General features: G+C 38.8%; 12 protein-coding genes. 2 read left to right on the plus strand and 10 right to left on the minus strand.

From position 1 onward, the window contains the following. The first annotated feature begins 157 nt into the window (after window positions 1-157). Window positions 158-961 (plus strand): HAD family hydrolase, encoded by an 804-nt coding sequence (locus COD92_RS24290; RefSeq protein ID WP_098531870.1) that lies wholly within the window; start codon window positions 158-160, stop codon window positions 959-961. A gap of 79 nt (window positions 962-1040) precedes the next feature. Here the strand turns inward: COD92_RS24290 and COD92_RS32255 are convergent, their stop codons facing one another. The 8 genes from COD92_RS32255 to COD92_RS24325 all read right to left on the minus strand — a co-directional run bounded on the left by COD92_RS32255 (window position 1041) and on the right by COD92_RS24325 (window position 7751). Beyond that, window positions 1041-1208 carry a hypothetical protein gene (locus COD92_RS32255; protein WP_176541305.1) on the minus strand — a complete coding sequence of 56 codons (168 nt, stop codon included), beginning with the start codon at window positions 1206-1208 and terminating at the stop codon, window positions 1041-1043. A 168-nt stretch (window positions 1209-1376) separates the two neighbouring features. After that, window positions 1377-2069 (minus strand): LrgB family protein, encoded by a 693-nt coding sequence (locus tag COD92_RS24295; protein ID WP_176541308.1) that lies wholly within the window; start codon window positions 2067-2069, stop codon window positions 1377-1379. Then, complete coding sequence (locus tag COD92_RS24300) at window positions 2069-2437, minus strand: CidA/LrgA family protein (protein ID WP_098531895.1); 369 nt, start codon at window positions 2435-2437, stop codon at window positions 2069-2071. The genes COD92_RS24295 and COD92_RS24300 overlap by 1 nt, the downstream gene beginning before the upstream one ends. 135 nt (window positions 2438-2572) lie before the next feature. Next, window positions 2573-3451 carry a LysR family transcriptional regulator gene (locus tag COD92_RS24305; RefSeq protein WP_176541306.1) on the minus strand — a complete coding sequence of 293 codons (879 nt, stop codon included), beginning with the start codon at window positions 3449-3451 and terminating at the stop codon, window positions 2573-2575. A gap of 108 nt (window positions 3452-3559) precedes the next feature. Beyond that, the gene (locus COD92_RS24310) at window positions 3560-4066 is read right to left on the minus strand and encodes a BsuPI-related putative proteinase inhibitor (protein WP_098531873.1); all 507 of its coding nucleotides are present in this window, start codon (window positions 4064-4066) and stop codon (window positions 3560-3562) included. Window positions 4067-4155: 89 nt separating this feature from the next. Further along, window positions 4156-4950, minus strand: a complete 795-nt coding sequence (locus COD92_RS24315; protein WP_098531874.1) for an HAD family hydrolase — start codon at window positions 4948-4950, stop codon at window positions 4156-4158. Between the two features lie 128 nt (window positions 4951-5078). Continuing rightward, on the minus strand, window positions 5079-6272 hold the full coding sequence (locus COD92_RS24320) for a glucose-1-phosphate adenylyltransferase (RefSeq protein WP_098531875.1): 1194 nt from the start codon (window positions 6270-6272) through the stop codon (window positions 5079-5081). Between the two features lie 249 nt (window positions 6273-6521). Then, on the minus strand, window positions 6522-7751 hold the full coding sequence (locus tag COD92_RS24325; protein ID WP_098531876.1) for a DUF438 domain-containing protein: 1230 nt from the start codon (window positions 7749-7751) through the stop codon (window positions 6522-6524). A gap of 272 nt (window positions 7752-8023) precedes the next feature. On the opposite strand from COD92_RS24325, the gene COD92_RS24330 reads away from it, so the two are divergent. After that, window positions 8024-9001, plus strand: coding sequence for a ring-cleaving dioxygenase (locus tag COD92_RS24330; RefSeq protein WP_098531877.1), 978 nt, complete (start codon window positions 8024-8026; stop codon window positions 8999-9001). Between the two features lie 56 nt (window positions 9002-9057). On the opposite strand, the gene COD92_RS24335 is transcribed toward COD92_RS24330, so the two are convergent. Beyond that, on the minus strand, window positions 9058-10650 hold the full coding sequence (locus COD92_RS24335; protein ID WP_098531878.1) for a long-chain-fatty-acid--CoA ligase: 1593 nt from the start codon (window positions 10648-10650) through the stop codon (window positions 9058-9060). A gap of 109 nt (window positions 10651-10759) precedes the next feature. Further along, window positions 10760-11710 carry an alpha/beta hydrolase gene (locus COD92_RS24340; protein WP_098531879.1) on the minus strand — a complete coding sequence of 317 codons (951 nt, stop codon included), beginning with the start codon at window positions 11708-11710 and terminating at the stop codon, window positions 10760-10762. Window positions 11711-11805: the final 95 nt, after the last annotated feature.

Below are 11805 nucleotides of genomic sequence, written 5' to 3' on the forward strand. Positions count from 1 at the left end.
CCTTCAAAGGTGCCTGTCACCATTATTCACTATAACACACGTATAATGGTAGTAATTTCCTTATGTTAAGTAACATCTTAATAAAGTATCAATTGGCAGCCCTATTTTAATCTGATATAGTAATTTTATGTATAATGGAAAGGAATAATAGACACCCATGAAATGTATTTCAATTGATTTAGATGGTACGTTGTTAAATTCTGAGCATGAGATTACAGAGGAAAGTGTGAAAGTCTTAAACGAGCTAGAGGCTCAAGGGCACTGTTTAATATTAAACACTGGTCGTGCTTATGCAGATGTGATTAAATTAGAGGCAGTCCAAAAGATGAAGATGCCTATCTTTTGCATCAATGGGTCTGTATTGTTCTCAGCCGAGAGAGAACTACTTTTCGAAGCAACCTTGACTACTGATGTGTATAAGGACATTTTTTCGATTTTAAGAAAAATGGATGTAGGAATCCTCGTTTACACAAATCATGGCGGCTTACCTTCAACACTGCCACCGTTACATGAAAAAAGTAAGCAGGAACTCGACAGACTATTTAATGAATTCAACTATGATGAAATACTTGAACTTGAGGACTTAAAAATTTACAAACTAATTGCGCTTGTTCACCCAGATCAACTAGAAATAATTGACGAGGTTAAAAGAGCACTAGGGGGGAAATTCCCTATCTCGATGGCGTCTTCCCATCCAAATAATGTGGAGATCACCTCAAATGAGGCCCATAAAGGTAAGGCCCTTCTACGCTACCAAGACATAATGAACCTCACATTTGACGAGATTATCGCCTTTGGTGATGGAGGAAACGATATTGCTCAATTTGAGGTAGCAACAACCGCTGTAGCAATGGAAAATGCCCCAATGCAGGTTCAACAGGCAGCAGATATAGTTACGAAGACCAATGATGAAGACGGGTTTGCCTATGCAGTCCGTCATCTCTTAGGGCTGCTAGACTAATACTTACTTTGAGGGAAATGAAGAATTCATCAATCTCGTTTCCCTTTTTTAATGCAATAAACTTCTTGAGACTCAAGTTTTAAAACCTTGTTAGTTGTTTCATAATCTCTCTTTTTCTCTCTCTATCCGTTATCCTTGTCAAATCAAGGGCGTACTCATGCCCCTTATGCTTTGAACGTAATATCTCTCGGATTGCCTTCTTGACACTTTCCTCATTATCCCTGACAACAATGACATTTCGGAGCATTAATCTTCCTCCTTGTTTCCAATCAAATCGATTTTCTGAACAACCCCTTCATTTTATGTTTTCAACTTTTCATTTAGCCCATTAAAAATACCATTTTTTCAAAATAAATATGATGATATCCACTATTAAAAACAAAATGGCCGCCATTATAGAATGACAGCCAAAATTCTAAAAGATATGATGAAAATTCATTAAAGAAGGAATCAATAATGCTCCCCAAACTAAGGTAATCAATGCTGCAAAAATCATCGCTAACGAAGAAAAAGTAGCTTCCTGCTTTCCGTATTCCATCGCCTTATTGGTTCCAACACCATGTGCCCCCATGCCTAATGCAAGTCCTCTGGCAATTGGTGTTTTAATCGACAGTCCTTTAATTACCGATGGGCCAACCATACCCCCAACGATCCCTGTAATAATGACAAACACTGTTGTTAACGTTGGCAGACCGCCAATTTCCTTTGAAACCTCGATCGCAATTGGAGTTGTGATCGACCTTGGCAAAATTGAAATAATAAAATCAGACTTCAAATGGAACAATTTTGACAAACCATAGGTAGAAAAAATCGCCACAAGTGATCCACAAGTGATACTAATAAGAATGGTCCCAATATATTTTTTAATAACTGCTAAGTTTTTATAAATGGGCACCGCAAAGGCAACGGTCGCAGGACCAAGTAAATGAGTCAGCCATTTTGAGGCGTACAGATATTGATTTGCAGACACATGCGTAACGGAAATAAGAACAATCAACAAAATCGGTGATAGCAATAACGGATGAAAAAACGGCATGCTCCATTTTCCATAGGCTATTTTTGAAAAACGATAGATAAGATATGTCGCTATGGTATATACAAACATCATCAATGCTGCTCACTCCTTTTTCGTCCACTCATTTTCTCAGCCGTTACGGCCGTCATTCCCATGACTATAATCGTACTAATCCCAATTAACCCGACAATCTCGGCCCCTTGTAAGCTTAAAATTTCATCATAATTTACAATCCCGACTGCTGAAGGGATAAAGAATAGCAACAGCTCAGCTAATAACCAATTGGCCCCTTTTTCTACCCACTCAAGCTTGATTATTTTAAAGAAAAGCGCAAGAAACAGAAGAAATAAGCCAAACATCGAAGCTGGAATCGGAAGTGGAATTACTTCTTTAAGAACCGCTCCTAAAAATAAAAACACATGCAAAAATAGTACTTGTATTACGATTACTCCTAGTCTCATCGTCATGATCCTTTCTATATGAAAAAAAGGAGTCATTTTCTCCTTTTTGCTTCACGAAATTTACTATAGAGTAATCCTACGCTCATTCTTACCATTCGTAAAATACATATTACGAATTAATTCCATAACCAAAAGTTATAATGGATCTTTTAAAATAAAATCAATAAAGGTCCTGCCTGCATTTGAGATGTACCGAGTTTTTTTTGTAAGCACTGCCAACCGCCACAGAATTTTTTGTTTGAGGTCAATCACCTCAATCTCGCTATTAAAAACCCGGTTACAGATAGAATGTGGAAGGATGGTAATTCCAAGGTTTGCCGCCACCATCTCTGTCATAAGATCCCATTGAGAGCTTTTAAACAAAATTTTGGGTTCAAAACCTGCCGCGATACAATGGTTCCTCATTATTTGATTGAGGGCAAACTCCTCGTGATAAAAGATGAATTCCTCATCCTTCAATTCTTCTATATCGACTACTTTTCGCATCGCCAATCGGTGGTCTTTGTAAACTAACAGCTTCATTTCCTCTTCCACAATGGGGTAAATATCAAAAAGTTGTTCATCAATTGGCAAGACGGCAACGCCGAGTTCAAATTCCCCTTCTTCTACACTCTTTACGACCCTTGCACCGCCATATTCGGTGATATTGAGTTCAATATTAGGGTAGGTGTGGTGAAACTTTGCCATTACTCTTGGGAAAAACAAGCTGCCTATAAACGGAGGAAGTCCAATATTAATCTGCCCTCTTGTTAAATTGGTCATATCGTTTAGGGTGGTTTTCATTTCATCTAACAGACCATTCATCTTTTGTGCATAGTCAAGCACCACTCTGCCTGCATCGGTTAAATCACTCGTTTTATTGGTCCGAATGATTAATGTCATGCCGAGTTCCTCTTCTAATGCCATAATCGACTTACTTAAAGCAGGCTGCGACAAATGCATCGCTTCGGCAGCTTTGGTAATACTTTTATGTTTTGCCACTTCAGAAAATAATTTCAGTTGTCTTAATTCCAATAGCCAACACCTCATGTCAATAAACTAAATAACTATTATTATAACGGATTACACGTATATAAATGAATCAGGTCACAAAAAAAACCCCACCGTAGTGGAGATGATAATTTACTGACTTGTCTGCTGACCATTTGAAGAAGAATTCTTTATGATTAAATCCTCTGCAGCCTTTGCTTCTTCTTCCTTAGCGGTCAAGAACACCTCAAGCCTATACTTCCCATTAGGCAAATCCGTAATGGTAAAATTCTTGGTGATGGTTTGATTATTTTCTATCGTCATCTCTTTAATCACTTGAGTGGACATCACTTCATCGGAATATTGTTTAACCTTTTTCCCCGAAGCATCATAGACAATAAAATCGGCCTCTAACCCCGTACGAAACGTTAGTTTCTTAGGTTCTCCAGAGATATTTTTCACGGTATAGCGGACTAATATTTTTCCTTTTTCTTCTCTTAGGACTATTTGCGGAAGGAACGCAGCAGCAATCTCATTTTGTTTAGGAGGTACACTTTTGCTGACTTCCGAACTTGCATTAGTTTTATCACCTGCACCACACCCGGACAAAAAGCCTGCGAGCAGCACCGAACCGATGACAAGTAGCAATTTCTTTTTCATTTATGTTAATCCCCTTTTTCTACGATTTATTTTTAGTATCAGCTAAATAGTCGTAGAAAAAGGGGGAAAAGTTACAAAAAATGACTGGTTTATTTTCCCTTTAATTCAGCTAAGATAGGAAAAAGTTCTTCCAAATGCTTAATTTCATAAGTAGGAATCACTTCATTGCGCTCCTTGTCATGACGGTTAATCCATACCGTTTTGATACATGCGCGATTTGCCCCTAGTACATCGGTCATCAGATTATCCCCTACCATAATCACTTCATCTTTTTGTAATTCCATGAGGGATAAAGCATGTTCAAATATAGACGGATCAGGTTTTCCTCTACCAAAATCACCAGAAATAACAATTTGGTCAAAATAAGGAACAAGCTCTGGAGTGATTTCTAATTTCGTGTTTTGCAGCTCTGGTGAACCATTTGTTAAAAGGAGAAGCTTGTAGTTTTCTTTTAAAGAATCAAGAATTTCAAACGTTTCTTCGTATACAAACGGGCTCTTTCTGCGTTCCGCAGGGAAATGCTCTGCTAACTCATAACCAAACTCAGGATCATCGATACCCATCTTCTTTAACCCAGCAGTCCAAGCATCTCTTCTGTAATTTGGTACGGTCACCTTCATTTTTTTAAAATCCTCAAGATTTTCATCAGAAAAATTACCCCATAGTCCCTCAAACGGATTAATCCCTATCATTTGTGTAAAGGGATAAAATTCATAGGACGAATAAATGGTTCTTGCCGCCTCGCGTACAGCCTCTTCAAATTGCTCCGAATCTACACCATAACGCTCCTCTGCCACCTTACACGTAGCAGCAAAGGCCTCCTTCACACTCTTCTGGTCCCATAGAAGTGTATCATCTAAATCAAAAAAAATCGCTTTTATCATTTTGCTAACTCCTCTAGTAAGATTATTTTTAATAGTTTACCATTTTACGAGTTAAAAACAAAATATTTCTTTTATTTTAAAAAATAAAGAAGGTATGTGACTCCTGGATTCACACACCTTCTTTAAAACTAGGATACCACAGAGATTACCTTGTTTGTAAGGGGAAATTCTTGCAATGCTGGATCAATCATTTCGTTATGACCGACGACCATTAAATGAGCATCGGCATTCTTAGAAACGATGATGACCCCGTCCATAATTTGTGTTTGACTTCCAACAACAGCATTTTCAATCCAAACATTTTCTCCAATAATGGTCTGAGGCAGGATGACGGAATTCTTAATCCGCGCTCCTTTACCTACCTTTACACCACTAAATAAAACGGAATGTTCAATGGTCCCGTAAATTTCACAGCCGTCGCTCACAATACTTTGATACATCTTTGCCTGCGTATCAAAGTATAAAGGAGGCTCGTCATAATGGGCGGTATGAATTCTCCACTCTGGATCTTGTAAAAAAATATTTTTTTCACTTGTTAATAGATCCAAGTTTGCTTCCCAATAACTATGAATAGTGCCAACATCCTTCCAGTAATTATTGAAATAATAGGCATAAAGCTGTAAACCATCACTTAACATCGAAGGGATAATATCCTTGCCAAAATCCCTATTGCTAAATTCTTTCAATTCTTCACGAAGTAAATATTCTCTTAGAATCGGCCATTTAAATATATAAATGCCCATAGACGCTAAATTCGAAGTCGGGTTTTTGGGTTTTTCTTCAAAACTTGTTATTCTATAAGTCGTCGGATCCATCCTCATCAGCCCAAAACGATTGGCATCCGCCCAAGGAACTTCCACCACGGCAATTGTGCAATCTGCATTTGTCTCGATATGCTGCTTTAACATGATTGAATAATCCATTTTGTAGATTTGATCACCAGAAACTACTAAGACATTTTCAGGATTATATTGTTCAATAAATTCAATGTTTTGAAATACAGCATGTGCGGTTCCTTCGTACCATTCTACCCCTGAATCACTCCGCTGATAGGGCGGGAGAATCGTAAGTCCGCCATAACGGTTATAATAATTCCCATCATTACAGCGGCCAAGATGAGCATGCAGCTCATACGGCCTGTATTGTGTCAAAATCCCTACCGTTTCAATTCCTGAATTCCGGCAATTACTTAAAGCAAAGTCAATAATACGATACTTCCCGCCAAACGGTACGGCAGGTTTCACTAGCGTTTTGGTAAGCAGATTTAATCTTGTTCCTTTTCCACCAGCCAGCAGTAGTGCAATCCACTTTTGCTTTTTCATCGTCTACCTCCTCCTCTTCATTTTTTCAACTATTAGTACGTGTAGGTAAAATTTGATATACTTATACCTTTATTATCTCCGATTTTTTCCCTTTTCCCGGTCAACCTGTTACAGTTTTGTGAAGGATTGAGGCTTTTTTATCGACAGAAAAAGTGTGAACCACTAGAAAATGGCTGTTATTGTCATATTTTCACAAATAATAAAAAACGCCTTCCACCTCGGTTGAATCGGTGTAAAAGGCGAATTTTCTTATGATAGAATTCTTTTTTCTCCATCAATCATTTTGATAGGAGCAATATTTTGCGTAAATTCCATGGTACCAATATAAACACCGTCTTCATCACGAACAGCAAAGTAGCGAATATATACATATTTATCCTTAAACTGAATCCAGAACTCTTCTGAGTCTTTTTTTCCAGCTTTAAAGTCTCTGAGAAGGTCCTCAACAATATGGACGCTCCGTGGAGGATGACAGTTCTGGACTGTGCGGCCAATAATTGCTTTTGTTCGGGCAAAGATTCTTTCTTTACCATGTGAAAAGTAACGAACCACATCATCATGATCTATGAAAGTAATATCGATAGGTAAATGGTTCAACATTAACTCTAGTTGTTTTAATGATAAGATTCCGGTTTCCATCTTAATAAAGCCTTCTGTTAACGCCTTCTCGTCTATTCCCTTTCTATCGGGCTTCCATTCTTGAGCGGGAGCAATTAAGCAATAGCCAATTTCATCACTCTCATGGGCAATTTTCACCCACTCATCTTCTGTGAAATTTTTTATTGCCATTGGGAAGAGGATGTTTTCCTCTTTATAGATCATCCCAGTTACTTCTCGAATGACGAACTGAAGGACGTCGATTACTGCTTGTTTGCCGTCATTATAGTGAAGTAGATTTTTTTTAGCATCTTTAATGGCATCACGAATAAAATCATTAATTCTCCACATGTTAGTGGTTGGCCCATGGATCCCGTATCTCTCAAGATAAGGGAAAATTAAATTTTCTTTCCGGCTGTAGTGCTTATCAATATCTAGAAGCAGGTTGATGTCCTCGATGAGCTGATAAATATGGTCAGCAGAATCTTCCTTTATAAACTGTTCTAAATGAATCTCTAACTTTGATTCAAGTAATTTTTCGATTTCCCGATTTTCCAATTTAAATGTGTGTACAGGGTGTCCCGGCTGCTCTTCCGGCCTTCCGGCTCGAGGCTCTTCTTCTATCTTGCCGTTAAAAATGTCGGAGTGCTGATGGTAGATTTGCATTAGCTCCCCTGTAGGAATGCTTCCTTCTTCAGCAAAATCCTGCTGAAGCTGCGTGATCTCTGCGATGGTTATACAGCCAACAAAAGCATCAAAATGTGCCTTTACCTCATCAAGGTTTCTGCCATTATGGAGGTCCTGAAAGGTTTGTTTTATGATTGTTAAGCGATCTGTATTAATTGGAATTAGTTTTTCACGATTATTAATAAATTCACTCATAGTGATATTCTCCTTAATGTAACTGTTTAATTGAGAAACTTTATTAATAATTTAACACTTAAAATTTTATTAGATTGTGATTTACATCATTAATAAGCCTCTAATTGTGAAAACTTTAAGAACCGTTGGCGATTTCGTTTTTGACAACCAATCCTATTCATGGTATATTTATCTCGAATTAAAGATAAATTATCTTGAGATAATCCTTGAGTGGTTTATCCTAAAATTGGAACAATAAGCATCATTAAATAGACTTATAGGAGTGTATATAGATGAATCAACTAAAAGGTATTCACCATGTTACGGCGATTACGAGCAGTGCCGAAAAAAACTATCACTTTTTCACTTATGTATTAGGGATGAGGCTTGTTAAGAAAACCGTTAACCAAGATGATATTCAAACTTACCATTTATTTTTTGCAGACGATACCGGTAATCCTGGTACAGATATGACCTTTTTCGATTTTCCTGGGATTCCTAAAGGTGTTCATGGAACAAATGAAATTTTTAAAACATCCTTCCGTGTGCCAAGTAATACGGCATTAGAATACTGGGTTAAGCGGTTTAACCGCTTAGAAGTCAAACATACTGGTATAAAAGAACAGTTTGGAAAAAAAACATTGTCATTTGTAGATTTTGATGATCAACATTATCAATTAATTTCAGATGAAAATAACGAAGGTGTTGCTGCAGGAACTCCATGGCAAAAAGGACCGATTCCATTGGAATTTGCGATTACAGCACTAGGGCCAATTTTTGTAAGGGTGGCGAATTTTGATTATTTTAAGGAAATGATGGAAAAAATCCTTATGTTTAAGGAAATTGCCCATGAAGGATCGTTCCATTTATTTGAAGTCGGTAAAGGTGGCAATGGGGCTCAGGTTGTAGTCGAGTATAACGCGATTCTTCCTCCTGCACGACAAGGTTTTGGTACTGTTCATCATGCTGCATTCCGTGTGGAGGACCGCTCTGTATTGGAAGAATGGATTCGAAGAATGGAAGGCTTTGGTTTTCAAACTTCAGGTTTTGTTGACCGTTACTTCTTTGGTTCCTTATACGTTCGTGTAGCGCCCCAAATTCTATTCGAGTTTGCCACTGACGGACCTGGATTTATGGGTGACGAACCATATGAAACACTTGGAGAGAAGTTATCCTTACCACCATTCCTTGAACCTAAACGCGAACAAATTGAAAGAATGGTGCGCCCAATTGATACAGTAAGAAGCACGAAAGAATTCATAAAAGAATAAATTAAAAAAAGGCAGTGATTTTTTCTTGTAAAATCATTGCCTTTTTTTTTAAATCCTTAATTTACTTTCTTAGGCCCCTTCCAATACATTTCACGGAGACGATATTTTTGTAGTTTACCAGTTGCTGTTTTTGGCAGCGCCTCCACAAATTCGACTGTTTTAGGTGCTTTAAAGTGGGCCATGTTACTTCGGCAAAATTGAATGATCTCATCTTCCGTCGCCACTTCTCCTGGTTTCAGTACAATAATAGCCTTTGGCACCTCGCCCCATTTTTCATCTGGAATGGAAATAACTGCCGTTTCCAATACAGCAGGATGCTTATATAACACACCTTCTACCTCTGTTGAAGAAATATTTTCCCCGCCAGAAATAATCAAATCCTTGGCACGATCTTGGATTTCAATATACCCATCCGGATGGGTGACCGCTAAATCTCCTGAATGAAACCAGCCATCCCTAATTGCTGCTGCCGTATTTTGCGGGTCTTTATAATAACCTGTCATGACGACATTTCCGCGGGTCACAATTTCACCGAGCTCTCTTCCATTCCAGGCCACTTCTTCTCCGTCCTGTCGAACGACCTTTGTTTCCCCATTAAAAGCGAGTTCAATCCCTTGTCTTGCCTTAATCGTTGCTTGATCATCAGTAGATTTTGCATCAAACTCTTTTTTCCATTCACAATAAAGGATAAATGGTGAAGTTTCTGTCAAACCGTAAACATGAATCATCTTTAAGCCCAGGATCTCCTGCGCTTTCTGAATTAATGCGGCTGCTGGCGGTGCACCAGCTGTTGCCATACGCGGATGCGTCTGCACTTTTATTTCTTTTGCTTTTGGTTCATTTACCAGCATATTTACCACGGTTGGTGCCCCGCAAAGCAATGAAATCTTCTTGTTTTCAAATAAATCAAGGATTAATGGTGGATCAACCTTGCGTAAGCAAACATGGGTAGCACCTGCTGCTGTAATTGCCCAGACCCCGCCCCAGCCATTAGCATGAAACATTGGCAATGTATGAAGATATACATCATCACAGTTTACTCCCAGGTGATACATAAAATTAGCTGCATTCATATAGTTACTACGATGGGTCAGCATGACACCCTTCGGAAGAGAAGTCGTTCCACTAGTGTAATTCAACGTTAGCAGCTGGTTTTCATCGATTTCAACCACAGGAAAATCGGCCTTTTCTGCTGTATGCTGAAGAAAATCTTCATAATCTACACCTTTTAATGTAGTCTCGTGTCCAGGAACCCGGACAATTATAATATCATCCAATGCTAGATTATGGACGATTTCCTCAATTGGCTTCGTGAACTCCTCATCCACAATTAACATTTTTGCATCGCTGTGTTTGATAATATATTCTAAATCTTTTGCAGATAATCGATAATTCAAGGGCACCATGACTGCACCAAGCTGACAAATTCCATAGAAACATTCCAACATGTAATGGGTGTTTGGCAGCATCACTGCTACATGATCTCCTTCTTGAATTCCTGCATGATGCAGGGCAGTTGAAAGCTGGTCGGCACGCTGTCCAAATTCTTCGTATGTAAATTCTTTATCACCATCAATTACTGCGATCTTTCTCGGATAATACTTGATCGCTCTCCGTTTCCAATCAAGTGGGGTTAGTGGTGAAAACATGTAATCCACTCCTTATTATGATTTGAAAAATTCATATAATAATTTCACCGTCGTTCCCTTTTTTCAAAAAAACATATGCCATCCAAGCATATGCTTTCAAAAAGATGAGTTATTTGATAGGGCTTTTTGTTTGATAAAACACTTCTTTTAGTGCTTGACCTGATTTTTCCAGTGCCTCCTTTCCAAGTGCAATAACAGAAGCCATGCTCATGAAACCATGAATGGTCCCATCGTAGCGGACCAATTCTGCCTTCACCCCGGCCTCCTGAAGTTTCCTTGCATAAAGCTCTCCTTCGTCTCGGAGTGGATCATATTCAGCCGTAATAACAAATGCCGGGGGCAAACCGGTGAATTTTTCATAGAGAATAGGAGCTAAGAGCGGATTACCCTTATCCTCTTCTTCCCCGTTCGAATAGCACTTAAGGAACCATTCCATTGTCCCTTGGGTTAAAAAGTAGCCTTCTGCATTTTCAAGCATTGACGGAGTTGGTTCACCCCAAATGTTTGTAGCTGGATAGAGGAGTAATTGGAAGCAAATCGCTGGTTTTTGCTTGTCTTTTGCCAAGTTTGAGATTACTGCCGCAAGATTACCCCCTGCGCTATCCCCGCCAACGGCAATTCTAGCAGGGTCTACTTGAAACTCTTCCGGATTTGCATAGACATATTCGACTGCAGCATAGCAATCATAAACAGCCGCTGGGAATTTATGCTCGGGTGCTAATCGATAATCAACAGAAATGGTTACACAGTTTGCAAGGTTTGTTAAAGCCCTGCAAATATTATCATGTGTTTCTAGGTTGCCGACCACCCAGCCGCCGCCGTGGAAATAAACTAGTGCCGGGCAGTTGGCCTCTGCCTCTTTTGGATAATAGACTCTAATAGGAATATCACCCTCTGGTCCAGGGATAGTCCGGTTCTCTACATTGCCGACTGGCTCAATTTCACTTTTAGGAAGCTGAAATGCTTTCCTTGCCAACTCTGGTGTTAAAGTTTCTAACGGCGGCGTACCCAAAGAAGCTAAATAATCTAGTAACATTTTCGTTTGTGGGTCAAGAGACATCCGTTCGCCCTCTTTCACGTGGAATAAACTTACATTTTTATAATTCGATGAAAAATTATAATATCCTTCCTTTATCCGTAAACGTTTTCAAAACA

The sequence above is a fragment of the Bacillus sp. AFS037270 genome, from assembly GCF_002585305.1.

Bases quoted from the DNA above. Each gene is read 5' to 3' on its own strand.
- COD92_RS24290 (WP_098531870.1), top strand. From the start codon at position 158: ATGAAATGTATTTCAATTGATTTAGATGGTACGTTGTTAAATTCTGAG.
- COD92_RS32255 (WP_176541305.1), bottom strand. From the start codon at position 1,208: ATGCTCCGAAATGTCATTGTTGTCAGGGATAATGAGGAAAGTGTCAAG.
- COD92_RS24295 (WP_176541308.1), bottom strand. From the start codon at position 2,069: ATGATGTTTGTATATACCATAGCGACATATCTTATCTATCGTTTTTCA.
- COD92_RS24300 (WP_098531895.1), bottom strand. From the start codon at position 2,437: ATGAGACTAGGAGTAATCGTAATACAAGTACTATTTTTGCATGTGTTT.
- COD92_RS24310 (WP_098531873.1), bottom strand. From the start codon at position 4,066: ATGAAAAAGAAATTGCTACTTGTCATCGGTTCGGTGCTGCTCGCAGGC.
- COD92_RS24315 (WP_098531874.1), bottom strand. From the start codon at position 4,950: ATGATAAAAGCGATTTTTTTTGATTTAGATGATACACTTCTATGGGAC.
- COD92_RS24320 (WP_098531875.1), bottom strand. From the start codon at position 6,272: ATGAAAAAGCAAAAGTGGATTGCACTACTGCTGGCTGGTGGAAAAGGA.
- COD92_RS24325 (WP_098531876.1), bottom strand. From the start codon at position 7,751: ATGAGTGAATTTATTAATAATCGTGAAAAACTAATTCCAATTAATACA.
- COD92_RS24330 (WP_098531877.1), top strand. From the start codon at position 8,024: ATGAATCAACTAAAAGGTATTCACCATGTTACGGCGATTACGAGCAGT.
- COD92_RS24335 (WP_098531878.1), bottom strand. From the start codon at position 10,650: ATGTTTTCACCACTAACCCCACTTGATTGGAAACGGAGAGCGATCAAG.
- COD92_RS24340 (WP_098531879.1), bottom strand. From the start codon at position 11,710: ATGTCTCTTGACCCACAAACGAAAATGTTACTAGATTATTTAGCTTCT.